This is a genomic window from Actinomadura sp. CNU-125 (assembly GCF_001942465.1).
Lineage (GTDB): Bacteria > Actinomycetota > Actinomycetes > Streptosporangiales > Streptosporangiaceae > Spirillospora.
This window is the reverse complement of sequence record NZ_MKJY01000028.1, coordinates 1-24,870: the sequence shown is the minus strand read 5'-3', so window position 1 is coordinate 24,870 and position 24,870 is coordinate 1. Positions and strand designations below refer to the sequence as shown.

At 71.2% G+C, this 24,870-nt stretch carries 21 protein-coding genes and 6 pseudogenes; 2 read left to right on the top strand and 25 right to left on the bottom strand.

The annotated features are described in order from the left end of the window. The 6 genes and pseudogenes from BJF79_RS04390 to BJF79_RS04370 all read right to left on the bottom strand — a co-directional run. Positions 1 to 973 (bottom strand): hypothetical protein (locus tag BJF79_RS04390; RefSeq protein WP_262401521.1); only part of this gene is annotated, 973 nt, incomplete at its 3' end. Continuing rightward, positions 970 to 1,224: a hypothetical protein gene (locus BJF79_RS58450; RefSeq protein WP_410050045.1), complete on the bottom strand. Its 255-nt coding sequence runs from the start codon at positions 1,222 to 1,224 to the stop codon at positions 970 to 972. The genes BJF79_RS04390 and BJF79_RS58450, both read right to left, overlap by 4 nt. Positions 1,225 to 1,394: 170 nt before the next feature. After that, positions 1,395 to 1,631, bottom strand: a pseudogene (locus BJF79_RS58445) (ATP-binding cassette domain-containing protein); the annotation flags it as partial. Positions 1,632 to 1,871: 240 nt separating this feature from the next. After that, positions 1,872 to 2,504, bottom strand: a complete 633-nt coding sequence (locus BJF79_RS04380; protein ID WP_075895090.1) for a TetR/AcrR family transcriptional regulator — start codon at positions 2,502 to 2,504, stop codon at positions 1,872 to 1,874. Positions 2,505 to 2,675: 171 nt separating this feature from the next. Further along, a complete protein-coding gene (locus tag BJF79_RS04375; protein ID WP_262401520.1) occupies positions 2,676 to 3,224 on the bottom strand; it encodes an ABC transporter permease in 549 nt (182 codons plus the stop codon). Between the two features lie 291 nt (positions 3,225 to 3,515). Next, positions 3,516 to 4,463: an ABC transporter ATP-binding protein gene (locus BJF79_RS04370; protein ID WP_075895088.1), complete on the bottom strand. Its 948-nt coding sequence runs from the start codon at positions 4,461 to 4,463 to the stop codon at positions 3,516 to 3,518. 173 nt (positions 4,464 to 4,636) lie between these two features. On the opposite strand from BJF79_RS04370, the gene BJF79_RS04365 reads away from it, so the two are divergent. Next, positions 4,637 to 5,536 carry an oxygenase MpaB family protein gene (locus tag BJF79_RS04365; protein WP_075895086.1) on the top strand — a complete coding sequence of 300 codons (900 nt, stop codon included), beginning with the start codon at positions 4,637 to 4,639 and terminating at the stop codon, positions 5,534 to 5,536. Between the two features lie 146 nt (positions 5,537 to 5,682). On the opposite strand, the pseudogene BJF79_RS04360 reads toward BJF79_RS04365, so the two are convergent. The 7 genes and pseudogenes from BJF79_RS04360 to BJF79_RS04330 all read right to left on the bottom strand — a co-directional run bounded on the left by BJF79_RS04360 (position 5,683) and on the right by BJF79_RS04330 (position 12,285). Beyond that, a pseudogene (locus BJF79_RS04360) lies at positions 5,683 to 8,474 on the bottom strand (DEAD/DEAH box helicase). A 75-nt stretch (positions 8,475 to 8,549) separates the two neighbouring features. Next, positions 8,550 to 9,372, bottom strand: a pseudogene (gene tatC / locus BJF79_RS04355) (twin-arginine translocase subunit TatC). Between the two features lie 146 nt (positions 9,373 to 9,518). Continuing rightward, complete coding sequence (locus tag BJF79_RS58440) at positions 9,519 to 9,698, bottom strand: hypothetical protein (RefSeq protein ID WP_075895084.1); 180 nt, start codon at positions 9,696 to 9,698, stop codon at positions 9,519 to 9,521. Positions 9,699 to 9,728: 30 nt separating this feature from the next. Beyond that, entirely contained in the window at positions 9,729 to 9,845 is a 117-nt protein-coding gene (locus BJF79_RS58435) for a twin-arginine translocase TatA/TatE family subunit (protein ID WP_316043262.1), read from the bottom strand. A 234-nt stretch (positions 9,846 to 10,079) separates the two neighbouring features. Beyond that, a complete protein-coding gene (locus BJF79_RS04335; RefSeq protein ID WP_262401519.1) occupies positions 10,080 to 11,270 on the bottom strand; it encodes a helix-turn-helix transcriptional regulator in 1,191 nt (396 codons plus the stop codon). Beyond that, positions 11,267 to 11,491, bottom strand: coding sequence for a WYL domain-containing protein (locus tag BJF79_RS58430; protein WP_262401518.1), 225 nt, complete (start codon positions 11,489 to 11,491; stop codon positions 11,267 to 11,269). The genes BJF79_RS04335 and BJF79_RS58430 overlap by 4 nt, the downstream gene beginning before the upstream one ends. Next, positions 11,449 to 12,285 (bottom strand): helix-turn-helix transcriptional regulator, encoded by an 837-nt coding sequence (locus BJF79_RS04330; RefSeq protein ID WP_262401517.1) that lies wholly within the window; start codon positions 12,283 to 12,285, stop codon positions 11,449 to 11,451. The genes BJF79_RS58430 and BJF79_RS04330 overlap by 43 nt, the downstream gene beginning before the upstream one ends. Positions 12,286 to 12,382: 97 nt before the next feature. On the opposite strand from BJF79_RS04330, the pseudogene BJF79_RS04325 reads away from it, so the two are divergent. Further along, positions 12,383 to 13,464 (top strand): annotated as a pseudogene (locus tag BJF79_RS04325) (DUF3866 family protein). 86 nt (positions 13,465 to 13,550) lie between these two features. On the opposite strand, the pseudogene BJF79_RS04320 reads toward BJF79_RS04325, so the two are convergent. From BJF79_RS04320 to arc, 12 genes and pseudogenes are all read right to left on the bottom strand, one after another. Continuing rightward, positions 13,551 to 14,059: pseudogene (locus BJF79_RS04320) on the bottom strand (DUF3291 domain-containing protein); the annotation flags it as partial. A 31-nt stretch (positions 14,060 to 14,090) separates the two neighbouring features. After that, positions 14,091 to 14,231, bottom strand: a complete 141-nt coding sequence (locus tag BJF79_RS65220) for a hypothetical protein (RefSeq protein ID WP_316043261.1) — start codon at positions 14,229 to 14,231, stop codon at positions 14,091 to 14,093. Then, positions 14,228 to 14,803: a hypothetical protein gene (locus BJF79_RS04315; protein ID WP_316043260.1), complete on the bottom strand. Its 576-nt coding sequence runs from the start codon at positions 14,801 to 14,803 to the stop codon at positions 14,228 to 14,230. The genes BJF79_RS65220 and BJF79_RS04315 overlap by 4 nt, the downstream gene beginning before the upstream one ends. A gap of 48 nt (positions 14,804 to 14,851) precedes the next feature. Further along, positions 14,852 to 14,920 carry a hypothetical protein gene (locus tag BJF79_RS58425; RefSeq protein WP_262401522.1) on the bottom strand — a complete coding sequence of 23 codons (69 nt, stop codon included), beginning with the start codon at positions 14,918 to 14,920 and terminating at the stop codon, positions 14,852 to 14,854. Next, entirely contained in the window at positions 14,892 to 15,764 is an 873-nt protein-coding gene (locus BJF79_RS50505) for an FKBP-type peptidyl-prolyl cis-trans isomerase (RefSeq protein WP_158079086.1), read from the bottom strand. The genes BJF79_RS58425 and BJF79_RS50505 overlap by 29 nt, the downstream gene beginning before the upstream one ends. Positions 15,765 to 15,940: 176 nt before the next feature. Next, complete coding sequence (gene pafA / locus BJF79_RS04300; protein ID WP_026401675.1) at positions 15,941 to 17,299, bottom strand: Pup--protein ligase; 1,359 nt, start codon at positions 17,297 to 17,299, stop codon at positions 15,941 to 15,943. Between the two features lie 239 nt (positions 17,300 to 17,538). After that, the gene (gene prcA / locus BJF79_RS04295; protein WP_075895092.1) at positions 17,539 to 18,303 is read right to left on the bottom strand and encodes a proteasome subunit alpha; all 765 of its coding nucleotides are present in this window, start codon (positions 18,301 to 18,303) and stop codon (positions 17,539 to 17,541) included. 21 nt (positions 18,304 to 18,324) lie between these two features. After that, complete coding sequence (gene prcB / locus BJF79_RS04290) at positions 18,325 to 19,170, bottom strand: proteasome subunit beta (protein WP_075895080.1); 846 nt, start codon at positions 19,168 to 19,170, stop codon at positions 18,325 to 18,327. Positions 19,171 to 19,324: 154 nt separating this feature from the next. Further along, positions 19,325 to 20,284 carry an endonuclease VII domain-containing protein gene (locus tag BJF79_RS04285; protein ID WP_075895078.1) on the bottom strand — a complete coding sequence of 320 codons (960 nt, stop codon included), beginning with the start codon at positions 20,282 to 20,284 and terminating at the stop codon, positions 19,325 to 19,327. A gap of 347 nt (positions 20,285 to 20,631) precedes the next feature. Continuing rightward, positions 20,632 to 20,840, bottom strand: a pseudogene (locus BJF79_RS04280) (ubiquitin-like protein Pup). Positions 20,841 to 21,130: 290 nt separating this feature from the next. Then, positions 21,131 to 22,648 (bottom strand): depupylase/deamidase Dop, encoded by a 1,518-nt coding sequence (gene dop, locus BJF79_RS04275; RefSeq protein WP_187356954.1) that lies wholly within the window; start codon positions 22,646 to 22,648, stop codon positions 21,131 to 21,133. A gap of 150 nt (positions 22,649 to 22,798) precedes the next feature. Continuing rightward, on the bottom strand, positions 22,799 to 24,562 hold the full coding sequence (gene arc, locus BJF79_RS04270) for a proteasome ATPase (protein WP_075895074.1): 1,764 nt from the start codon (positions 24,560 to 24,562) through the stop codon (positions 22,799 to 22,801). Between the last annotated feature and the right edge of the window lie 308 nt (positions 24,563 to 24,870).

Here is a 24,870-nt window from a genome sequence, read left to right as displayed (position 1 = left end):
CCCCGGCGAGCCCGGCGGCCAGGCCGGTCGCCAGGTAGTGGCCGACGACGGTGCGGCGCCGGAAGTGCGCGCGCAGCGTCCCGATGACGACGCGGTCGCGCTGCACCCGGCGGGTCAGCACGACGTACACCGCGACGCCCGCGGCGGCGAGGAACAGCAGCGGGAACATGACGGCGAGCTGCGAGAACGCCTTAATGTCCTGGCCGAGGGCGGCGTTGCTGGGCTGTTCGGCGCGGGTCGCGACCGCGGCGGCGCCCAGGCCCCGGGCCGTCCCGGTGAGCGCGCCGTCGAGGCGGGCGGCGGCCCGCCTGCCCTGCTCGGTGTAGTGGACCACGACCTGGTTCGGGCGGGCGGCCGCGGCGATGTCGCGGGCGAGGGATTCCGGGACGAACAGGACACCGAAGGTGCCGGGGGCGGGCAGGATGTTCTGCCGGTCGGGGGCGGGCCACAGGTATTCGGTGGAGGCGGCGACGCCGCGGACCGGCAGGCTCCGCCAGGAGTCCCCGTCCCACACCTCGACCCGCGAGCCGGGCCCGAGGCCGGCGTCGTCGGCGAAGTGGGACTCGGCGAGCACCCCGGCGGGCGCGGCGGGCGACAGGTACCGCCCGTCCTGCACCTTCACCCGGTCGATGCGCGGCTGCGCCGCGGCGGGCATCCCGACGACGCGGCCGACGAGGGTGCCGCCGCCGGGCGTGCGCAGCGGGACGTCGGCGACGGTGCGGGTTTCGGCGGCGGCGACGCCGGGCCGGGCCCGGGCCGCCCCGGCGATCGCGGCGGCGTCGCCGCCGGAGATCGTCAGGTCGGCGGTCCGGTACCGCTCGAACAGCCGGTGGTAGCCCTCGTCGAGGTTGCGGTACGCGTCGTAGGACGCGCCGAACAGGGCGACGCCGAGCATGACCAGGGCGACCGCCGACACCAGCTGGCCGGGGCGGCGCCGCAGGTCGCGGCGCCATTTGACGGTGAGGACGCTCACCAGGTCACCTCCTCGGCGGCGGCGGGGCGGGAGGCGACGGTCACTTCGGTGATGCGGCCGGACCGCATCCGGACGGTGCGGTGCGCCATGGCGGCGATCGCGGCGTTGTGGGTGACGACCAGGACGGTGCGGCCCCGGGCGTTGAGGTCCTGCAGGACGCGCAGGACGCCGCGTCCGGTGTCGAGGTCGAGGGCGCCGGTGGGTTCGTCGCACAGCAGCAGGGCGGGGTCCTTGGCGATGGCGCGGGCGATCGCGACGCGCTGCTGCTCGCCGCCCGACAGCGCCGCGGGGAAGTGGCCGCCGCGCCCGTCGAGGCCGACGGCGGCGAGCGCGGCCGGCGGCGCGGTCGCGGCGTTGGCCGAAGGGCGCGGCCGGTGGTGAGCTCGGCGACGAGCCGGACGTTCTCCCGCGCGGTCAGGGACGGCACCAGGTTGAAGAACTGGAACACGAACCCGACGGTGTCGCGCCGGTAGGCGGTGCGGGCGTCCTCGCCGAGGCCGGAGATGTCGCGCCCGGCGACGGTGATCTCGCCGCCGGTGGCGGGCTCGATCCCGCCGATGAGGTTGAGCAGGGTGGTCTTCCCGGACCCGGACGGGCCGAGCAGGACGACGAACTCGCCGGGTTCGACGTCGAGGTCGGCGTCGCGCAGCGCGTGCACGGCGGCGGGTCCGGAGCCGAAGGTCTTGGCGGCGCCGCGCAGCCGCACGGCCGCGGCCGTCCCGCCGTCGCCGTCCCGGCCGTCCGGCCTGGTGGTCCGGCCCGTCGCCGTCGGGTCGGTTTCGCTCGTTCGGTCGGTTTCGCTCGTTCGGTCGGGGTCCCTCTCTCGGTCGGTCTCGCTCGTCACGCCGGTCTCCTTCGTCGCTGGGGGTTCGTCGGAGGGCTTGCGGGAGGTTCCGTCTCAGGATTCGGCTCGGGAGCGCCCGGGGATTCGCCGGCGGGCGGCGCGGTGGCGCGCAGCAGTGCGAGGAGGCCCGCGGCGGCGCCGGCGGCGTCGAGGTGCGGGTCGACGACCGCGTGCAGCAGCAGCCCGTCGAGCAGTGCGCTGATCACCACGGCGAGGCCGGCCCTCGGCGTCGGCGCGCAGCCGCCCGCGGCGCGTCTGCGCGGCGAACCGGTCGGCGAGCGCGCCGCGGAACAGCGCGAGCTGCTCGACGCTCGTGCGGCGCAGTTCCTCGTCGCGCAGCCCGTGGACGAGCGCCTCGGTGATGACCCGCAGGCGCGGCCCGCCGTTCTCGCCGCCGGTGGTCTCCGGGGCGGTGAGGCGGGCGATCGCGGCGACGACGCCGTCGAGCACGTCCGGCGCTTCCATGATCGCGGTGATGGGGCCTTCCAGTTCCTGCTCGATCGCGTGCAGGACGGCGGCCCGGCGCAGCGCGTCCACGGACCCGAAGTAGTAGTGCACGAGGGCGTTGTTGACGCCCGCGCGCTCGGCGACGCCGCGCGACGTCATCGCGCCCCAGCCGTCCTCCGCCAGGATCGCCACGGCGGCCTCCAGCAGGCGGACCCGCGTCGGCACCTCCGGATCGGGCATCCGCGTCCTCCAGATTGGTCATTTGCTTAAAGCGTTTGACCAATACAGTAGGACGGCTCTCCCGCCCGGCGCAAACATGCGGGCGGGACGACGAACGGACCGGCCCCGCCGAGCGGGACCGGTCCGTGTGCCGGGTCGCGCACCCGAGGGGGTGCGCCGGGCGGGGCGCCGTCAGGCGTCGCGGCGTTTGAGCAGGTAGGCGGCGACGCCGAGCAGCGCGGCCGTCCACAGGGCGAAGACCCCGTAGCCGGCCCAGGGGCCGAGGACGCCGTCGTCGGACGGCTGCGCCGCGGTGATCACCATGCCCGCGACCGACGGGAGGTAGCCGTGGACGTAGTCGCCGACGGAGCCGGGCAGCAGCGACGCGAGCGGCGCCAGCACCAGCACGAACCCGATCACGCCGGTGATGGCGCCCGCGGTGTGCCGGACGATCGCGCCGATCGCCAGCGAGAACAGCCCGAGCATCGCCAGGTAGAGGCCGCCGCCGAAGACGGCGCGCAGCACGCCGGGGTCGCCCAGCCCGACGGGGAGCTTGTCCCCGAGGATCGCGGTGCCGAGGAAGAACGACCCGAACGACACCACGACGCCCAGCACGAGGACGATCGCGGCGAACACCACGGCCTTGGCCCACAGCATCGGCAGCCGCGCGGGCACCGCCAGCAGGCTGGAGCGGATCATGCCGGTGGAGTACTCGGAGGCGATCAGCAGGACGCCGAGCACGCAGACCGTGAGCTGGCTGTAGGACAGGCCGGCGCCGAGGACAGGAACCCGGCGGGTCCTCGCCGAGCATGGCGCGGTCGCCCTCGTTCATGCTGTCCCACTGGGCGGCGAAGACCGCGGCGAGCAGGCCGGTGAAGCCGAGGTTGAGCAGGACGAGCAGGAGCAGCGACCACAGCGTGGACTGCACGGTGCGGATCTTGGTCCATTCGGCCAGGAGCAGCGCGCCGAAGCCGGGGCGGCGGGCGTCGGCGCCGGGGACGGCGGGCCGGGCCGCGTCGGCGGGGGCGGCGGTCATCGGGTCTCCTCCTTCGCGGGGGCGGCGGCCGGCCGGTCGGCGGCGGGCGTGCCGTACTCGACGGTGTCGCGGGTGAGTTCCATGAACGCGTCCTCGAGGGAGCCGCGCCGGGGGGTGAGCTCGTGCAGGACGAGGCCCTCGGCGGCGGCGAGCTCGCCGATCCTGGCGGCCTCCAGGTTCGCGACGGACAGCGCGCCGTCGTCGGCGGCGGTGACCTTGCCGCCCTCGCCGGACAGGACGCCGGTGAGCCGTTCGGCGTCGGGGCTGCGCACGACCACCGTCTTGTCGGTGCTGCGCTCGATGAACTCCTCGGTGGAGCAGTCGGCGATGAGCCGGCCGCGGCCGATGACGATGAGGTGCTCGGCGGTGACGGCCATCTCGTTCATCAGGTGGCTGGAGACGAAGACGGTGCGGCCCCCGGCGGCGAACCGCTGCATGAGGCTGCGGATCCAGACGACGCCCTCGGGGTCGAGCCCGTTGACCGGCTCGTCCAGGATCAGCACCTCGGGGTCGCCGAGCACCGCGGCGGCGATGCCGAGCCGCTGGCCCATGCCGAGGGAGAAGCCCTGCGCCCGCCGCCCGGCGACGTCGGTGAGGCCGACCAGTTCCAGGACCTCGTCGACGCGCCGGGCGGGGATGCCCTGCGTCTGGGCGAGGCACAGCAGGTGGTTGCGGGCGCTGCGGCCGGTGTGGACGGCACGCGCCTCCAGCAGCGCGCCGACGGTGCGCATCGGGGCGGGCAGGTCGCTGTAGTGCCGGCCGGCGATGCGGGCGTCGCCGCCGGTGGGCCGGTCGAGCCCGAGCAGCATCCGCATGGTCGTCGACTTCCCGGCGCCGTTCGGGCCGAGGAAGCCGGTCACCCGGCCGGGTTCCACGTTGAAGGAGAGGTCGTGCACGGCCACTTTCGAGCCGTAGCGTTTGGTGAGGTTCTTGGCCTCGATCATGCGGGAGTCCAGGGGTCGTGGTGGTGATTCGGTGACCGTGACGACCTTATCGGCGGGAAATGTCCGTCGACCTCATCCTCAGGTCGGTCCGGCCTCCGACCTGCGCAGTAGGCGCCGTCACGGCGGCCGCGGCCCGCGACCCCGCACGGCGCATTATTGACGTTCCGTCAATAATGCGTGAGGATGCGGGGCACCAGGATCCGGCCGCCGAACGCCCCCGGGAGGCCATCGTGCCGACACCGCCGATCCCGTCCCCCCGAGCCCCCTCCGACGTCCCGCCGCGCGCCGCGTCCGGCGCCGGTTCCGGCACGGACGGGGATCTCGCGGACCGGCTCGCCGACCGCGCCGTGCTGCGCGCCCTGGGCGCCGAACCGATCGTGGGCCTCGGCGCCGGGCGGGCGCTGCTGATGCAGCTGGCGCATCCGAAGGTGGCGCGGGGCGTCGCCGAGCACAGCGACTTCGCCGAACGGCCCCTGGCGCGGCTGTTCGGCACGCTCGACTTCCTGCTGATCACCTCGTTCGGGACGCCGGAGGAGGTCGCGCGGATCGCCGCGAAGGTCCGCGGCATCCACACCGCCGTCCGCGGCGACGGCTATTCCGGCAACGACCGCGACCTGCAGCTGTGGGTGAACGCGACCCTCATCGACTCGGCGCTGTACATGCACGAGCGGCTCGGGCGGCCCGGCCGTCCCGACGGCGAGACGGCCGAGGAGTACTACCGGCAGGCGCGGATCGTCGCGGAGGTCCTCGGCTGCCCGCCGGAGGACCAGCCTCCCGACCTGGCGTCGTTCCGCGCCTACATGGACGAGACGGTGGCGTCGCTGGAGGTCGACGACAACGCGCGGAAGGTCGCCGACGCCGTGCTGCACCCCCGCAAGCTGCGCGCGCTCGCCCCGGGCCTGGCGGTGTTCCGCGTGGTCACGGCCGCGCTGCTGCCCGAGCCGATGCGCGAGCAGTACGGGCTGCCGTGGGACGGGCGGCACCGCCGCGCCGCCGCGCGCCGTCCTGGGCACGGCCGCGCTCGGGCACCGGGTGACGCCGGGGCCGCTGCGGCGGCGCCCAGGCGCTGCTGATGTGCCTCGCCACGCACCGGGTCGAGCGGACGCTGCGGGAGCGCCGCGCCCGCCGCCGCGCCGAACGCCCCGGCCGCCCGGCCGGATGACCGGGCGAACGGGCGAACGGGACGGCCGGGCGGCGGCCGGGTGCGGCACGGCCGGGGTCAGGTGACGGACGAGTAGGCGACGACGCCGCGGCGCATCGCGTCCATCGCGCGCCGCGCCGTCTTGCGGACGTGCCCGTTCGCGGGGGACGCGTCGGCGACCTGCCCGAGCAGGTCCAGCAGCTGCTTGACGGCGCGGACGAAGTCACCGGCGGTCATGTCGCTCGCGAGCAGCACCGCGTCGAGGTCGTCGCCCTTCGCCCACCGGTACGCCGTCCACGCGAACCCGAGGTCGGGTTCCCGCAGGAACGACACCCGGTTGTCGCGTTCGACGCCTTCCAGCTCGCCCCACAGCCGCACCATCGCGGCGAGCGCGTCCTCCGCCCGCTCCGACGGCGGACGGTGCGGGCCGGTGTCGTCGTCGCGCCGCGACTCGTACACCAGCGCCGACACGCACGCGGCCAGCTCGGCGTGGTCGAGCTTGTTCCACAGGCCCTCGCGGAGGCTTTCGGCGGTGAGCAGGTCGAGTTCGTTGTAGATGCGGCCGAGGCGGCGGCCCTCGTCGGTGACCTCGCCGCCGGACAGGTAGCCGAGCTGTTCCAGGACGCCGCAGACCCGGTCGAAGGTGCGGGCGATGACCTGGGAGCGGCCCTCGACGCGGCGCCGCAGCTGCGCGGTCTCGCGGTCGAGGCGGTGGTACCGCTCGGCCCAGCGGGCGTGCTGCTCGCGCTCGTCGCAGCCGTGCACGGGGTGGCGGCGCAGCTCGGTGCGCAGCGCGGCGATCTCGGCGTCGTCGGCGGCGGCGGAGTCGCCGCGGGACCGCTTGCGTTCCCGCGCCTCGTCGGGGACCTTGTTGCGCAGGGTCGCGGCGAGGTCGCGGCGGTCCTGCGGGTTGCGGGGGCTGAACGACTTGGGGATCCGCAGCCGCTCGACGGGTTCCACGGCGCGGGGGAAGTCCTGGATCGACAGCCGCTGCACCGACCGGTTCACCGTCAGCACCAGCGGCGCGGGCCCGTCCGAGCGGCGGCCCAGGCCGGGGTCCAGGACGACGGCGAGCCCGGAGCGGCGCCCGGACGGCACCAGGATCACGTCGCCGGGCCGCAGCCGCTCCAGCGACTTGGCGGCCTCGGCGCGGCGCGACGCCGACCGTTCCCGCGACAGCTGCGCCTCCCGGTCCGACAGCCGCCGCCGCAGCGCCGCGTACTCCATGAAGTCGCCCAGGTGGCACCGCGCGGCCTCGGCGTACCCGGCGAGGGCCTCCTCGTTCTTGTGGACCTGCCGCGCCAGCCCGACCACGGCGCGGTCGGCCTGGAACTGCGCGAACGACTCCTCCAGCAGCGTGCGGGCCCGTTCGATCCCGACGGCGCCGACGAGGTTGACCGCCATGTTGTACGACGGGCGGAAGCTGGAGTTCAGCGGGTAGGTGCGGGCCCCGGCCAGGCCCGCGACCGACGCCGGGTCGACGTTGGGCGCCCACACCACGACGGCGTGCCCCTCGACGTCGATGCCGCGCCGCCCGGCGCGTCCGGTCAGCTGGGTGAACTCGCCGGGGGTGAGGTCGACGTGCGCCTCCCCGTTCCACTTGTCGAGCTTCTCGATCACGACGGTGCGGGCCGGCATGTTGATGCCGAGCGCGAGCGTCTCGGTCGCGAACACCGCCTTGATCATCCCGCGGGTGAACAGCTCCTCCACGATCTCCTTGAACGTGGGCAGCATCCCGGCGTGGTGCGCGGCCACGCCCCGCTCCAGCGCGGCGAGGAAATCGTCGTAGCCGAGGACCCGCAGGTCGGCCGGGGGGATGTCGGCGGTGCGCAGCTCGGCGTGCGCGCGGATCTCCTCCGACTCCTCCTTGGACGTCAGCCGGATCCCGGCGGCCAGGCACTGCTGGACGGCGGCGTCGCACCCGGCGCGGGAGAAGATGAACGTGATCGCCGGGAGCAGCCCGGCGCGGTCGAGCCGCTCGATCACGTCGGGCCGGGCCGGGGGCCGGTACCGCTGCGGGCGGGGCGCGCGGCGCCGTCCGGTGCGGCGCCCCTGGTTGACCTTGGCGCGGCGCACCTCCTCGACCGCCATCCGGGTCAGTTTCGGGTTGAGGCGCGCCTGCCGCTGCTCGCCCTTGCCGGTGTCGACGAACAGGTCGTGCAGGTAGGTGCCGACGAGCATGTGCTGGAACAGCGGGACGGGCCGGTGCTCGTCCACGACGACGGCGGTGTCGCCGCGGACGGCGTGCAGCCATTCGCCGAACTCCTCGGCGTTGCTGACGGTCGCCGACAGCGCCACGATCCGCACCGAGTCCGGGACGTGGATGATCACCTCTTCCCAGACGGCGCCGCGGAACCGGTCGGCGAGGTAGTGCACCTCGTCCATCACCACGAACGCGAGCCCCGCCAGGTCGGCGACTGCGCGTACAGCATGTTGCGCAGCACCTCGGTGGTCATCACCACGATGGGCGCCTCGCCGTTGACGCTGTTGTCGCCGGTGAGCAGCCCGACCTTCTCGGCCCCGTAGCGGCGGACGAGGTCGGCGTACTTCTGGTTCGACAGCGCCTTGATCGGCGTGGTGTAGAAGCATTTGCCGCCGCCGGTCAGCGCCAGGTGCACGGCGAACTCCCCGACGACGGTCTTGCCGGAGCCGGTGGGCGCCGCGACGAGGACGCCGCTGCCGTCCTCCAGCGCCTGGCACGCCCGCAGCTGGAAGGCGTCCAGCTCGAAGTCGTACAGGGTGCGGAAGTCCAGCAGGGCGGGGCCGTTCCCGGCGGTGCGCCTGCGGTAGGCCGCGTACCGGGAGGCCGGGGAGTTCCCGGTCTCCTTGTCGGCGCGCCGCCCGGTCGACGTTGTGTCGGGGGAGGTCATGTCTTCGAGCCTACGGTTTCGACCGGCCCGATTCCCAATCCATAACGAACCGGATCGCGGCGGGTCGCGGGCGGGTCAGCGGGCGCGGCCGCCGCCCTTCTCCAGCTCGGCGTCGATGGCCTCGATGTCCAGCGGGGACGCCTCGTCGTCCGACAGGCCCTCGTACTCGTCGGGGCGCGCGGCGAGCCGCCGGTCGTGCACGTACGCGATCAGCTCGGCGATCTCGAACAGCACGATCGTCGGGAGGGCCAGGGCCAGCATGGTGAAGGGGTCCTGGCTGGGGGTGGCGATCGCGGCGAACACGAACACGCCGAACCACAGCATCCGGCGCGACTTGCGGATCCGCTCGTGGGTGAGGACGCCCGCCATGTTCAGCACGACCACGAACAGCGGCAGCTCGAACGTCAACCCGAAGATGAACAGCATCGCCTGGGCGTAGCCGAGGTAGTCCTGGACGCCGACGAGCACGGTGGTGTCGCCCGGCGCGAGCCCGATGAAGATCTCCAGGCCCTTGTCCATCGTCAGGTACGCCAGGTAGCCGCCCGCGAAGAACAGCGGGACGGCCGCCGCCATGAACGTGTACGTCCAGCGCTTCTCCCGCCCGTACAGGCCGCGCGACGAACGCCCACAGCTGGTACAGCCACACCGGCGACGACAGCACCGCGCCGATGATCAGCGCGACCTTCAGGTGCACGAAGAACCCGTCGAAGATGCCGTGCACGACCAGGTCGCACTTGCCTTCGAGGCAGTGCTCCGCCGGGATCCGCGTGTACGGCTGCTTCAGCCAGTCCCAGATGGGGTCGAAGAAGATCCAGCCGATGATCGCGCCGACCAGCAGGCCCAGAATCGCCTTGACCAACCGGTTGCGCAGCTCACGGAGGTGTTCCAAGAGGGGCATGCGGCCGTCGGGTGCGGCGCTGCGCCTGCTCAGCTTCATCGTCGGCTTTCGGGCTCGAGTTCGGTCCGGGGGTCGATCTGCGGCGGCGCCCCCCGGCACGGGAGGTGTCCGCCGCGGGGGGACGGCGGCGGGCGCCGTCCGCGGGCTCAGCCCTTGCGCGCCTGGCCCGGGTCCGAAACCGGGACGCCCTGCAGCGGCTCACCGGACGCGAGCGCCTGCCGGCCCCGCGTGCCCTGCGGCGCACCGGGCGCGTCGGCGGGCGCGTCCTGCTGCGCGCCTGCGCCGCTGCGCCTGCGGTGCGGCCTGCGCCTGGCGGCCGTCGTCATCGTCGTCGTGCAGGCCCTTGGTCTCGGCCTTCAGGATCCGGGCGACTTGCCCAGCGACCGGGCGAGCTGCGGCAGCTTCGCCGACCCGAACAGCAGCAGCACCACCGCCAGGATGATCAGAATTTCGGTCGTGCCAAGTCCAGCCATGACAAATCCTCTTCAGCAGGGGTCCTCACGACGATCGTACGCCGTCTTCGCGCGGTTGTGGCGCCCGAGATCCCTCTAGTCGAGAGAGTTCATCCCGAAGCGCCGACTGTTTCGGTGCCAGCCGTGATCTCGTGCGCTCGAGTTCACGTCCGAACCGCCGCACGCCCAGGTACACCTTGAACGCGCAGAAGGCGAGCACGGCCAAGCCGACGAAGCCCGCCGTCACCGAAACCGCTACCCACGCCACGTCCGCCACCGTAGCCGATCCCGGCGCCTTTTTCGGCACCGGGACGGCGAACCGCCCACCGCCGGGACCCGGTCGGGCGACCTGGGCCCGGCCTGGGCCCGGCCTGGGCCGGTGTCAGCCGAGCCCGTACCGGGCGAGGGCGCGGGCGGCGTCGTCGCGGACCTCCCCGGCGACCGACGCGGGCGCCACGACGCGCCCCTGGTCGCGAGGCACAGCGCCAGCCCCCGCACCCACCGGGTGTCGGGCGTCGGCAGCACCACCCGCAGCCGCCCCTCCCCCAGTTCCTCGACGCTCTCGCACGGGTAGTAGTCGGCGACCCACCGGCCCCGCGGCGTCAGCTCCAGCGTCACCCGCACGTCCTGCGGCGACGGCCGGAACAACCCGGCGTCCACGTCGATCGGCTCGGCGTGGTCGGGGACCTCCGCGGGCTCGTCCAGCACCGTCAGCGCGGTCACCCGGTCGAGCTTGAACAGCCGCACCGCCTCCGCGCGGCGGCACCACCCCTCCAGGTAGGTGTTGCCCTCCACCACCAGCAGCCGCATCGGGTCGACGTCGCGCTCGGTGTTCTCGTCCCGCGCCGGAACGTAGTACGCCAGGTGCACGCGGCTGCGGGACGCCACGGCGTCCCGCAGCGTCCCCAGCACCGTCCGCGCCCCGGGCGCCCCGCCGCCCACCGCGGCGTCGCGGGCGTCCACCTCGACCGCGACCTGCGCGCTCGGCGCGGCCGCCGCGCCCGCGGCGCCCTCCAGCTTCGCGATGACGCGGCTGAGCGCGTCCCGGTCGTGCAGGTCGGGGATCTCCGCGAGCATCCGCAGCGCCACCAGCAGCGCGCTGGCCTCGTCGACCTTCAGCCGCAGCGGACGCGCGATCGACTCGGCCTCCGCCACCGTGATCTCCCCGCCCTCGTACGACAGGTCGATCGGGCAGTACGGGTCGGGCGCGCGCAGCTCCACGCACCACAGCAGGTTCAGGTCGTCGATCAGCTGCTTCTCGCTGACCCCGAACGCGGCGGCGGCCTCCTCCAGCGCGACGGTGTCGCGGTTCACGACGTACGGGACGAGCGCCAGCAGCCGCGCGAGCCGTCCCGTCGACGCCGCCGCCTGCTTCGCCGCGCCCCCCGCGCCGCCCTTCGCCGCCCTGCCGGCGGCCCCGGCCGTCCTGGTGGTCTTGGCGGTCATCGTGCGTTCACCGTCCCGTCCCCGGTCTCCCCGCCGCCCGCCGCGTCCGGTTCCCCGGCGGCCAGCACCGACTTCAGCTGCTGGATCACCGCGTCGCGCAGATCCGGCGGGTCCAGCACGACCACGTCGTCGGCGAACCGCACCAGATACGGCGCGAACCGCTCCACGTCCCGGAACGTCAGGACGGCCTCGTCCCACCCGGCTTCCCCGGACGGCCGCACGTCGCGCGCCCACCGCCGGGGGCCCTGCGCGCGCCCGCCCGCAGCCGGACGGTCGCCGGGCGCGGCTCGGTCACCGGCTCGCTCCGGTCGAACGCGATGCGCCGCACGTCCACCCCGTCCGGGACCGTCACCGCGCCCGCCGGGCCGTCCGCCGCGACCTCACCGTCGATGCGGCTCAGCCGGAACACCCGCTCCTCGTCGCGGTCCCGGTCGAACCCGACCACGTACCAGCGGCCCCGCCTGCTGACGACGCCCCACGGCTCCAGGTGGCGGCGCGTCACCGACGTCCGCCCGATCGCCCGGTAGTCGAACGCGACCGGCCGCCGGTCCCGGACCGCCTCCCACAGGGCGGGGAACGCCGGCTCGCCGGTGTCGACCCGCGGCTCGATCCCGACCGCCGCCGACGCGTCGGTCTCCACGCCCGCCGCCCGCAGCTTCAGCAGCGCCCCCGACGCCGCCTCCGCCAGGCTCGCCCGCTGCCACACGCGCGCCGCCAGGCCCAGCACCGCCGCCTCGTCCGGCGTCAGATGCACGTCGGGCAGCTCGTAATCCTGCGGCGGGATCCGGTACCCGATCTCCTCGCCGCCCCCGCCCTGCAGATCGCTGCCGACCTCCAGCGGAATCCCCAGCTCGCGCAACTCTTCCTTGTCGCGCTCGAACATCCGCTTGAACGCCTCGTCGGAGTCCGGATATCCCGGCACCGCCCGCCGGATCTGCTCCGCGGTCAGATAACGCCGGGTGGCGAGCAGGCAGACCACCAGATTCAGCAGGCGCTCGGTCTTGCGCCGCGACACTTCGCCACCACCTCTTCGCTCCGTGAGCCCCCGGAACCCCGTACACGGGCCCGAACGCCCCCACGCCCGTCACCTGAGGACGCTACCGTTTCCCAGTGTGATCCGATGGCGTAAAGGCACAGTCGAGGGCATCCGACGCGAATGGCCGGGGGCGGTCGAACTGGACGTCGTGATCGGGGGCGACGGCGCGCACCGCGCCCTGGCCTACCCCGCGCTCGTGGGGCGCCCCGAACCCGGCGACACCGTCCTGCTCAACACTACGGCCTTGGCGATGGGCCTGGGCACCGGCGGCTACGCGATGGTCGTCGCGATCCCCGACCGGCTCCCGCCCGACCCGTCCGGCCCCGGCCACCTGGTCAAGGCCCGCTACACCCCCCTGCAGGCCACCGTCCTCGGCGCCGACGAGCAGGACTCCCCCCACCACGGCGTCCTGCGCGACGCCGACTCCGTCGGCGGCGCCCCCGTCGTCGTCGCCGACCTCAACTCCGCGCTCCCCCCGATCCTCGCCGGGCTCCTCGCCGCGCGCCCCGGGACGCGCGTGGTGTACGTGATGCCGGACGGCGGCGCGCTGCCGTCCTGGTTCTCCATGTCGATCGCCCGGCTCAAGGACGCCGGCGCCCTCGCGGCCGCCGTCACCGTCGGGCAGGCGTTCGGCGGGGACCTGGAGGCCGTCACCGTCCACACCGGGCTGCTCGCCGCGCGGCTCGTCCTGGACGCCGAGGTCATCGTTCTCGCGCAGGGCCCCGGGAACCTCGGGACCGGCACGCGGTGGGGCTTCTCCGGCGTGTCGGCGGGCGAGGCCGTCAACGCCGCGTCCGTCCTCGGCGGACGGCCCGTCGGCTCCCTGCGGGTCAGCGAGGGAGACCGGCGCGAACGCCACATCGGGGTCTCCCACCACTCCCTCACCGCCTACGGGCGCGTCGCCCTCGCCCGCGCCGACGTCCCCGTCCCCGAACTCGGCGGGGAGTTCGGGGCGCGGGTCGCGGCGCAGGCCGCCCCGCTCGGCGACCGGCACACCCTCGTCCCCGTCGCCGTCGACGCCTGCGCGACGCCCTCGCGGGCGCCGAACGGGACTGGGGCGTCCGGCTGTCCACCATGGTGCGCCGCCTCGACGAGGACCTCGCCTACTTCCTCACCGCGGCCGCCGCCGGACGCCACACCGCCGCCCTGCTCGGCTGACCCGCCACCGGCCCGGGGACCGGCCCGGGCCGGGTCCGGACCGGGTCCGGGCGGGGCTCACACCGGCGCGAGCCCGGCCTCCCCGTCGGTGAGGACGACGCGAACGTGAACGCGCGCGGCGACGGGCCCTGCGCGCGCAGCAGCTCCAGCCGCTCCAGCGCCTCCTCCACCGTCGGGACGTGCCCCGCCGGAATCCACCACAGGACGAGGTGCGCCTCGGCGTGCCGCCGGAACCACTCGCGGCGGCGCCGCATCGTCTCCAGATGCGGCGACCTGTAGACGAAGTCCCACAGCGACTCCGCCGACTCCCACACCGAGAAGTTCACGATCACGTCGTCGCCGGCGGGACGCATGCCCGTGGCGTCCGGTTTCCCCTCCTCCACCAGCCGCCACACGAACCCCGGCGCGCGTCGGCGAGGGCGTTCACGGGGTCGAGCATTTCCACGAACGCCGCCGAGCGCGGATCGTCCAGGGGGAAGTGCAGGGTCGCCACGTTGAACTGGGCGAGGTGGAGGGGCGGGGGGCCGGGCAGAGAGTCGTCGGTGCGGGCGTCGGTGCGGGCAGGGGCGTCCGGGGCGCGGTGATCGTCCGTCATGGGGTCACCTCACCACGCCCTCGTTTCTATGTCAATGCTGATTGTTTTTAGAGGGGGGATGACCGGACGGCGCCTCCTCCGCCACCACGCAGCACCAGCCGGGACGCGCGTCCATCCGCACACGCACCCCCCGCGCCCCCTCCGCCATGCCTTCCAGCAGCGCCAGATTCATGCCGCACACCAGCGGCGGAAACGCCTCCGCGACCGCGTGGAACGGGCAATTGCGCATCCGCACCACCGCCCCGTCCCCGCTCCCCCCGCCCGGACCGTCCGGCTCGCGATCTTCGCGCACCGGCTCGTAACCGCGCCGCGCCAGCACCGCCTCGAACTCCGCCAGACCACCGCACGGCCCGCCCGACGCCGCCAGCGAACGCCCCCGCCCCCGCGCCGCGTCCCGCAACTCCGCGTCCTGGCCCGCCGCTCCGCGGCCTCCGCCAGCAGCCCCGCCGCCGTCCCGTAATCCCGCGCGGGCACCGACACCCCGCGCTCCGCCGCCGAACGCCGGTACACCTTCGCCGGACGGCCCGCACCCGGCCCCGACCGCCCCGACAACCGCCGGCTGCCCGCCTCCAGCAGACCCGCGTCCGCCAGCTTGTCCAGATGGAACGCCGCCAGCGTCCGGCCCACCCCCACCGCCTCGGCCGCCTCGTTCCGGCCCACCTCACGGCCCAGCCCGGCCACGAACTCGTACAGCCGCCGCCGAACCGGATCCTGCAGCAGCGCGATCGCGTCGATGTCCTCCACGCCCGCCAGTCTAGAAACAGCGAGAATGGGTTTTAGAACCCGGCGGGCTCAGTGGACGCCGAGAAGATCGACGACGAACACCAGCGTGTCATCGCCCCGGATGCCGTACTGCGACAACCCCTTCTCCCCGTAACCGAGCGACGGCGGAACCACCAGCAGCACCCGGCTGCGACCCGCCGCCCCACCAGCCCCTCGTCCCAGCCTTCAGCACCTCACCGGTCCCGATCGTCATCGCCGCCGGATGCCCCTCACCCCACGACGAATTGAACACCTGCCCGTTACGCCAGAAATACCCCGCATACTGCAACGCGACGAGCTGCCCGCCCTTCACCTCGGGCCCGTCACCCTCCACGAGCGTCACCGCACGCAGCCTCTTCGACGCCGCACCCTTCGGCATCGTCACCACCGGCACCTGACCCGCCGCCGCGTCCGCGACCCGCGGCATGCCCGGTTCCTTCTGCGGCCGCGCCTCCCCCTCGGGCCCCGCCGACTTCCCGTACACGCCCCGCACGTCCAGCACGTACACCAGCGTGTCGCCCGGCCCCACCCGATGCCGGGTATCGCCGTCCTCCCCGAAAGCCTTCTCCGGCGGAATCCGCGCCACCACACGCGCCCCCGGACGCGACCCCACCAGCGCCTCCGCCAACCCGGGAACCACCGTCCCCGTCGGGAACACCCCCGGCTCGCCCTCCGCATAACTGCTCGCCACGAGCTTGCGCTCGTCATCGTTCCACCGGTAACCGACATAATCGGCCACCACCAGGTCGCCCTTGCGCGCCTCGACCCCGTCCCCCTCCTCAAGGGTCTCCACCGCCAGCGAATCGTCCGGGCCCCCGTCCGGAAACTCCACCTCCGGAACCTTCCCGAACTCCCCGTCGACCGACACCCCCACCCCGCCGCCGAACAACGAACACGACGACGCGAACGCGAGCGGAACGGCCAGCACGACGGCCGCGGACACGACCGAAAGACGACGACGGCGCATACGGGTCCTTCACGGGGGCGACGAACGCTGCTGGCCGCTCACCCTACCCCCAAAGTGACCCGCCAGTAGGTTCAGGCGCACCCCGCAACTCCCACAACACCAAAGGCCGCCCCGGCACGCACCAAGCGCCCCGAGGCGCCCCGCCACCCGCGCTACATCCCCGCGATCAACTTGTCCACCCGCTCGTCCACCGAACGGAACGGATCCTTGCACAACACCGTCCGCTGCGCCTGATCGTTCAACTTCAAATGCACCCAGTCCACCGTGAAATCACGACGCTTCTCCTGCGCCTTACGGATGAACTCCCCCCGAAGCCGCGCACGCGTCGTCTGCGGCGGCACCGACTTCGCCTCGAAAATATCCAGATCACGCGTCACCCGCTCCGCGCCCCCACGACGCTCCAGCAGGTAGTACAACCCCCGATCACGATGCACATCGTGATACGTCAAATCCAACTGCGCCACCCGCGGCGACGACAACGGCAAATCGTACTTACGCCGATACCGCTCGATCAACTGGTACTTCATCACCCAGTCGATCTCCCGCGACACCAGATCCAGATCGCCCGTCTCCACCGCCCGCAGCGTCCGCTCCCACAGATCCAGCACCCGCTTCGCCGTCGCGTCCCCACCGCGCGCGTCCACGAAATCCCGCGCCTTGACGAAGTACTCCTTCTGGATCTCCAGCGAACTCGCCTCCCGGCCGTTCGCCAGCCGCACCTTCCGCCGCCCCGTCATGTCATGACTGACCTCCCGGATCGCCCGAATCGGGTTCTCCAGCGTCAAATCACGCATCACCACCCCGGCCTCGACCATCCGCAGCACCAGATCGGTCGCCCCGACCTTCAGCAGCATCGTCGCCTCGCTCATGTTCGAGTCACCGACGATCACATGCAGCCGCCGGAACCGCTCCGCATCCGCATGCGGCTCGTCCCGCGTATTGATGATCGGACGCGACCGCGTCGTCGCCGACGACACGCCCTCCCAGATGTGCTCCGCACGCTGCGACACGCAGTACACCGCGCCCCGCGGCGTCTGCAGCACCTTCCCCGCACCACAGATGATCTGCCGCGTCACCAGATACGGGATCAGCACATCCGCCAGCCGGCCGAACTCCCCATGCCGCCCCACGAGATAGTTCTCGTGGCAGCCGTAGGAGTTCCCCGCCGAATCCGTGTTGTTCTTGAACAGATAGATGTCCCCGGCGATGCCCTCCTCACGCAACCGCCGCTCGGCATCCACCTGCAGACCCTCGAGGATCCGCTCCCCCGCCTTGTCGTGCGTCACCAGATCGACGACGCTGTCGCACTCCGGCGTCGCGTACTCCGGATGACTCCCCACATCCAGATACAACCGCGCCCCGTTCCGCAGGAACACGTTGCTGCTGCGCCCCCACGAAACCACCCGCCGGAACAGATAACGCGCCACCTCGTCCGGAGACAGCCGCCGCTGCCCACGGAACGTGCAAGTGACGCCGTACTCGTTCTCAAGCCCGAAGATGCGCCTGTCCACACCACGACCCTATGCGCCCCGACCCCAACTTCGTAGTCTCCGGATGGACAAGGTTCCCAGCACCCGCCCCGAACCACCCCCGACACACCGAAAGCCCGCCGCAGCGACACGGCACCACACCGCACCACCACGACGGGCCCAACGGCAACACGCCGACACCCACCGGGCCGACCCCGGCCTTGGGGCAGCCGCGCCCGGCCGACCGGCCCACCCGCTCACACCCCGGGCATCAACCGGACTCAGTCCTCGTCGGACGAACCAGAACCCGAACCCGAACCGGCCTCGTCCTCCGCGTCCTCCGCACCGTCCGACGAACCACCGGAACCCTCCGACAACAAACCCTCGATCCGCCGCGCCGCCAGCCGCTTGAACAGCCGATGCTCCCGATTCCGATCCAGCACCGCCACCTCCAGCGACGACGCCTCCAGATGACGATCCGAATCCTGCGCCTCCAGCGCACGCACCGCCGTCCGCAACGCCTCCTCCAGCGACGCCCCCTCCCGGAACCCGTCCTTCAGCGCCTGCGCCACCGCATCCGCCTGACCGCCCATCGCCACGTACCCGTGCTCATCGGCCACCGACCCGTCGAACGTCAACCGGTAGATCTGATCCGACTCCGCGTCCTCACCGACCTCCGCGACGACCAACTCCACCTCGTACGGCTTGTTCGTCTCCGTGAAGATCGTCCCCAGCGACTGCGCGTACACGTTCGCCAGCCCCCGCGCCGTCACATCACGACGGTCGTACTGGTACCCGTTGATGTCCGCGTACCGCACCCCGCCCAGCCGCAGATTCTCGAACTCGTTGTACTTCCCCACCGCCGCGAACGCGATCCGGTCATAGATCTCACTGATCTTGTGCAGCGCCCGCGACGGATTGTCCGCCACGAACAGGATGCCGTCGTCGTACTGCAGCACGACCACGCTGCGGCCACGCGAAATACCCTTCCGCGCATAGTCCGCCTTGTCCTTCATCTGCTGTTCAGGCGACACATAGAACGGCATCGACACCGGTCTGGATCCCTTCTATCGCAGCGGGGCGGTCGGCCCGCCCGGCGAGTCGTAACGTCCCTCGACCACGGACCGCGCGAGCGCCCCCACCTCGTCCTCACCGAGCCGGCGATACCCGTCCGACGTCACAGACGCCACCACCGGGAAAATCCGCCGCGGCAGATCCGGACCACCCGTCGCCGAATCATCGTCCGCCGCGTCGTACAACGCCTGCACGCACACCAGCGCCGCGTCCTCGGCCGACAGATCCCGCCGGAACAGCTTCTTCAGCGCGCCCCGCGCGAACACCGAACCCGAACCGATCGAGTGGAAGTCCCGCTCCTCGTACCGTCCGCCCGCCGGATCGTAGGAGAAGATCCGCCCCGCGTCCCGCTCCTCGTCGTACCCCGCGAACAGCGGCACCACCGCCAGGCCCTGCATCGCCATCCCCAGGTTCTGCCTGACCATCGTCGCCAGCCGATTCGCCTTGCCCTCGACCGACAGCGTCCGGCCCTCACGCTTCTCGTAATGCTCCAACTCCACCTGGAACAACCGCATCATCTCGATGCCGATGCCCGCCGTCCCCGCGATCGCGATCGCCGAGAACTCGTCGGCCCGGAACACCTTCTCGATGTCGCGCTGCGCGATCTGATGCCCCGCCGTCGCCCGCCGGTCCCCCGCCATCACCACCCCACCGGGGAAGCTCACCGCGACGATCGTCGTCCCGTGCGGGATCTCGTCCCCGACCGGCCCCGCCGGCGGCGTCCGCCCGCCCGGCAGCAGATCCGGCGAGTACGCCCCCAGAAACTCCGTGAACGAAGACGTGTCCGGACTCGCGAACAAGCCCGGCAGACGCCCGATATGCGATTCGTGGGACGCCACGCGACTCCCTTCCCTCGACCATGGCACCGGCCCCTTACAGATCACCGGCGCGGACGAGTACGACCCTACTGTTCAACGCCCGTCCCTGCATGCCGCGCCCACCCCGCCGAGTCAGCCCACGGCGAACCGCCGCCCCGGCGGGGCCCGACACGCCCTACGGGCGGGACTCGCGGACGGGCACCGACGAACGTCTGGCCGCCCTGCTCCGCGCGACGACCTCCCGCACCAGAACCTCGATCGGCGTCAGGCCGCCGCCCGCGCCCGCACCGAAGGACGGATTGTCGCGGCGACGCTCACCGTCCGCCTCGAAGTACCGCCTCCAGCCGTTCAGGCCCACCGTCGCCGGATCCACGTCCGGGAGCGTGAACGACAAGCGCGTGGCGTCGTCGTCCAGGGACACCGTCTTCACGAGCTCCCCCATCACGTAGTCCGCGGCGCGGCGGAGACACGTGGCATCGTCTCCGAACTGGCCCATGCCCGTGTTGCAGCCCGTGCAGGCGACACCTCGCACCGCCCCGGTCCCATGGTCGTGATCGATGTGCTCGCCGGGACGATCGCTACAGACCCCGCAGAGGCCCACTTGGCGCTTGAGCAACCAGTCGGCGTCACCTTCGGTGATCCCGTACCGGTGGTACAAGTGGCCCGCGCGTGAGGTGCCGCCCAAGGTGCCCCACGCGACCCGACCCACGCCGCGCGACTCGGGACGCGCGCGGCCCCTGAAAACCGGTTCCTCGAGTTCGTTCTCGAGCATGCGAGCCTGAGAACCGCGCAGTTCGAGGTAGTCGGCCGCGAGGAGCATCCGCTGCGGGTCGTCTTCGAACTGGCCGAGAGCGCCGTTGCACTTGAAACACAGGATGTGGCGTACGGCGCCGCTGAAGTGGTCGTGGTCCACGTGCTTCGCGGCGGCCCGCAGGCAGATGACGCACACGCCTCCCTGGCGGGCGATCATCTGCCGCACCTCCTCCTCGGTGACGCCGTAGCGCAGCTTGAGGAGGTAGTTGCGGCTGCTGCCGTGTCTGCTCTCGCGATGCTCCCTGGTGATGACGTTCCAGCAAGGTTTGCAGTAAGCCGACTTCCCAGATTTCTCGGATCGGTTACGGCCGAACTCTTCCACCGTTTTGACCGCTTTGCACCTTGGGCAGTACTTCATCCCCTCCGGATCACTTCGCCGCCTCCGAAATTCCCTCGTCTCCTTACCCAGCGACCTTTGCTTCTTGCGGTAGGACCTGGAGTTCCGCTGGGCGAAGCACTCTTTGCAGTAGAGCGCCCAGCCGTCCTGAGACGCCTTGCGCTTCCAGAACTCGGCGACCGGCTTGACTTGCCCACAGTCTTTGCATTCCTTCTCACGAATCATGGGTGGGACTTTAGCAAGTCCCACCCATGATCGCCGCACTTTTCTATTGTCGACTTGCCGGAAGTCCGTTTCTTCTATTTCAAATCGGACATTCCAGACAAACCATACTATTGTCCCCCTTTTTGGACAAATGAACGGACGAATTCCTCCGCATTTTCCTCGAGACTTCGTCAATTTCGTCGAGAATATTGTCGACGTCGTCGGTCAGTTCCTCGTGGCGCTCCTGGACGTCTTCGCTGGTCGTGGCCTCGGTCTCCTCGACCTCGTCCGTGCGCCGAGTGGTGTGCTTCTGACCGCCGGTGTCCTTTGTGGCCATCACGTACCTCCGCTCCTGCCGTTGCCTTCGACCCTATCCCCGATCTTCGGCGACGAGTGGATCTTGCAGTCCGTTTCGTCCGCCTTGGCGGGAGGCCGTCGACATGCTCGGGTTATCGCCGGTCCGTAGACCAATGAAACGGGCATACCGGTCTCGATACGGAGACGTCGACCGTTTACCCAGGTCAACACGGCGATACGGCTTCATGACAGCAGTACACCCGACGGCGGCGGCTGGTACCGCCGGCGTCGGGTGTGCGTGCTGGTCGGGGCCGTCTCGCGGCCCTCAGGTCAGTCCTGGCCGGTCAGGGTGGACACGAGGGCCTCCGCGGTGCGGCAGCGGTCCAGCAGGGCGCCCACGTGCTCCTTGGTGCCGCGCAGGGGTTCGAGGGTGGGGACGCGCTGGAGGGATTCGCGGCCGGGGACGTCGAAGATGACGGAGTCCCAGGAGGCGGCGGCGACGTTGTCGGCGTACTGGCGCAGGCAGCGGCCGCGGAAGTAGGCGCGGGTGTCCTCGGGCGGGTCGTCGATGGCGGACTCGACCTGGTCCTCGGTGACGAGGCGTTCGATGCGGCCGCGGTCGACGAGGCGGTTGTAGAGGCCCTTGTCGGGACGGACGTCGGCGTACTGCAGGTCGACGAGGTGCAGGCGGGAGTGCGACCAGTCGATGTCGTCGCGGCTGCGGTAGCCCTCGAGGAGGGCGAGTTTGGCGACCCAGTCGAGTTCTCGGGAGAGCTGCATGGGGTCGTCGCCGAGGCGGTGCAGGACCGACTCCCAGCGGTCGAGGACGTCCTTGGTCATGTCGTCGACGTCGGCGCCGAAGCGGTCCTCGACGTATTTGCGGGACTGCTCGAGGTACTCCATCTGGAGTTGGACGGCGGTCATCTTTCGGCCGTCGCGGAGGGTGAGCAGGTGTTTGCAGGAGGGGTCGTGGGAGACGGCGCGGAGTGAGGCGACGGGCATGTCGACCGAGAGGTCGGTGGTGAGGAAGCCGTCTTCGATCATGGCGAGGACGAGCGAGGTGGTGCCGAGTTTGAGGTAGGTGGACAGTTCGGCGAGGTTGGCGTCGCCGATGATGACGTGGAGGCGCCGGTATTTCTCGGGGTCGGCGTGGGGTTCGTCGCGGGTGTTGATGATGGGGCGTTTGAGGGTGGTTTCGAGGCCGACTTCGACTTCGAAGAAGTCGGCGCGCTGGCTGATCTGGAAGCCGTCGCCACGTCCGTCGACGCCGATGCCGACTCGGCCCGCGCCGCAGACGACCTGGCGGGAGACGAAGAAGGGGGTGAGGTGGCGGACGATGTCGGCGAAGGGGGTTTCGCGGCGCATGAGGTAGTTCTCATGGCAGCCGTAGGAGGCGCCCTTGTTGTCGGTGTTGTTCTTGTAGAGCTGGATGGGGTTGGTGCCGGGGACCATGGCGGCGCGTTGGGCGGCGTCGGCCATGACGCGTTCTCCGGCTTTGTCCCAGAGGACGGCGTCGAGGGGGTTGGTGCATTCGGGTGCGGAGTATTCGGGGTGTGCGTGGTCGACGTAGAGCCGGGCGCCGTTGGTGAGGATGATGTTGGCGAGGCCGAGGTCTTCGTCGGTGAGTTGGGTGGGGTCGGCGACTTCGCGGGCGAGGTCGAAGCCGCGGGCGTCGCGGAGGGGGTTTTCTTCTTCGAAGTCCCAGCGGGCTCGGCGGGCGCGTGCCGCCGATGCCGCGAGGTAGGCGTTGACGACCTGGGAGGAGGTCACCATCGCGTTGGCCCCTGGCTGGCCCGGTACGGAGATGCCGTACTCGGTCTCGATGCCCATCACCCGCCGAACAGTCATATTGTCGAGCCTATCGGGGCTGTGGGGGTGGAGCCACGGGGGCGTGGTTCCGTGGCGGGTTGGTGGTGGTTCCGGTGTGGTCGCGTGGTGGTGACATGGGTGCGGCGGCCCTGGGCGGGGCCGCCGCGTGCGTGTCGGTGGTGGTGCGGGTCAGAGGTACTGGCCGGTGTTGGCGACGGTGTCGATGGAGCGTCCGGCTTCTGCGCCCTTGGTTCCGGAGACGAGGGTGCGGATGTAGACGATCCGTTCGCCCTTCTTGCCGGAGATGCGGGCCCAGTCGTCGGGGTTGGTGGTGTTGGGCAGGTCTTCGTTTTCGCTGAACTCGTCGACGCAGGCGGCGAGCAGGTGGTTGACGCGGAGTCCTTTTTGCCCGGTGTCGAGGAACTGTTTGATGGCCATTTTCTTGGCGCGGTCGACGATGTTCTGGATCATGGCGCCGGAGTTGAAGTCCTTGAAGTAGAGGACTTCCTTGTCACCGTTGGCGTAGGTGACTTCGAGGAAGCGGTTTTCCTCGGTTTCGGCGTACATGCGTTCGACGGTGCGCTGGATCATGGCGTCGACGGTGGTTTCTTCGGAGCCGTCGTGTTCCTTGATGTCGTCGGGGTGGAGCGGGAGGCCGCTGAGGATGTACTTGGAGAAGATGTCCTTGGCGGCTTCGGCGTCGGGGCGCTCGATCTTGATCTTGACGTCGAGTCGTCCGGGGCGCAGGATCGCGGGGTCGATCATGTCCTCGCGGTTGGACGCGCCGATGACGATGACGTTTTCGAGGCCTTCGACTCCGTCGATTTCGCTGAGGAGCTGCGGGACGATGGTGTTCTCGACGTCGGAGGAGACTCCGGAGCCGCGGGTGCGGAAGATGGAGTCCATCTCGTCGAAGAACACGATGACGGGGGTGCCGGCGGAGGCTTTTTCGCGGGCTCGCTGGAAGACGAGGCGGATGTGCCGTTCGGTTTCGCCGACGTACTTGTTGAGGAGTTCGGGTCCCTTGATGTTGAGGAAGAAGCTTTTGCCTTCTTTGCCGGTCTTTTCGGCGACCTGTTTGGCGAGCGAGTTGGCCACGGCCTTGGCGATGAGCGTCTTGCCGCACCCGGGGGGTCCGTAGAGGAGGACGCCCTTGGGTGGCCGGAGCTGGTGTTCGCGGAACAGGTCGGCGTGCAGGTAGGGCAGTTCGACGGCGTCGCGGATGAGTTCGATCTGGCCGCCGAGGCCGCCGATCTCGTTGTAGGAGATGTCGGGGACCTCTTCGAGGACGAGTTCTTCGACCTCGGCCTTGTGGATCTTCTCGTAGGCGTATCCGGAGCGGGACTCGAGCATGAGGGAGTCGCCGGCGCGGAGTGGGACGCCGCGGAGCGGTTCGGCGAGTTTGATGACGCGTTCCTCGTCGGCGTGCGCGATGACGAGGGCGCGTTCTCCGTCGTCGAAGAGTTCCTTGAGCATGACGACTTCGCCTTGTTCTTCGAAGTCGAGGGCTTCGACGACGTTGAGGGCTTCGTTGAGCATGACCTCTTGGCCGCGCTGGAGTTCGTCGACGTCCACGGCGGGGCTGACGTTCACGCGTAGTTTGCGTCCGCCGGTGAAGATGTCGACTGTTCCGTCGTCGCGGGTTTCGAGGAAGACTCCGAAGCCCGAGGGTGGTTGTGCGAGCCTGTCGACCTCCTCCTTGAGCGCCACGATCTGTTCGCGAGCCTCTTTGAGGGTCGCTACGAGACGCTCGTTCTGACCGGTCACTGCGGCCAGGTTGGCCTGTGCCTCATGGAGACGTTCTTCCAGCACGCGTGCTTGGCGCGGGGATTCCGCGAGTTTGCGGCGCAGCACGGTGATCTCCTCCTCGAGGAAGGAGATCTGCGTTTGGAGGTCCTTCACCTCCTTGTCGTGCTGCGGTCTGCGCGCCCCAGCATCATCACGAGCGGCCACGCCCCGTCACCTCCTCACGAAGAGAGCCGACGACCTACTGAGACCCTACCTATCTGGAGGGCTTCCGTAACCTGCCCATTCGGTTCTCGTGTCGTGCGGGTGGTTCCCGGGGCTGTGCGGGGGGTGGTCCGGTGGTGGGGCGGCGGGGGGTCGGACCTGGGGTTTCGTGGTGTCGTGGGTTGGTGTGGCGGTGGGGTCGGGCGGTTTTGGCGGGTTGTGGTGCGACACGCCGGTGGGGGCCCGGGATGTGATCTATGCCTCTGTGGCGGGGCCGGGTGCGGCGGGGTCGGGTGCGGGGCCTGGGCGGG

Excerpts from the sequence above, each read along its gene's own strand:
- BJF79_RS04380 (WP_075895090.1), bottom strand. The coding sequence starts at position 2,504 with ATGCCCGATCCGGAGGTGCCGACGCGGGTCCGCCTGCTGGAGGCCGCC.
- BJF79_RS04370 (WP_075895088.1), bottom strand. The coding sequence starts at position 4,463 with ATGATCGAGGCCAAGAACCTCACCAAACGCTACGGCTCGAAAGTGGCC.
- BJF79_RS04365 (WP_075895086.1), top strand. The coding sequence starts at position 4,637 with ATGCGTGAGGATGCGGGGCACCAGGATCCGGCCGCCGAACGCCCCCGG.
- BJF79_RS58440 (WP_075895084.1), bottom strand. The coding sequence starts at position 9,698 with ATGACGACGGCCGCCAGGCGCAGGCCGCACCGCAGGCGCAGCGGCGCA.
- BJF79_RS58435 (WP_316043262.1), bottom strand. The coding sequence starts at position 9,845 with ATGGCTGGACTTGGCACGACCGAAATTCTGATCATCCTGGCGGTGGTG.
- BJF79_RS04335 (WP_262401519.1), bottom strand. The coding sequence starts at position 11,270 with ATGACCGCCAAGACCACCAGGACGGCCGGGGCCGCCGGCAGGGCGGCG.
- BJF79_RS65220 (WP_316043261.1), bottom strand. The coding sequence starts at position 14,231 with ATGAATCTGGCGCTGCTGGAAGGCATGGCGGAGGGGGCGCGGGGGGTG.
- prcA (WP_075895092.1), bottom strand. The coding sequence starts at position 18,303 with ATGCCGTTCTATGTGTCGCCTGAACAGCAGATGAAGGACAAGGCGGAC.
- dop (WP_187356954.1), bottom strand. The coding sequence starts at position 22,648 with ATGACTGTTCGGCGGGTGATGGGCATCGAGACCGAGTACGGCATCTCC.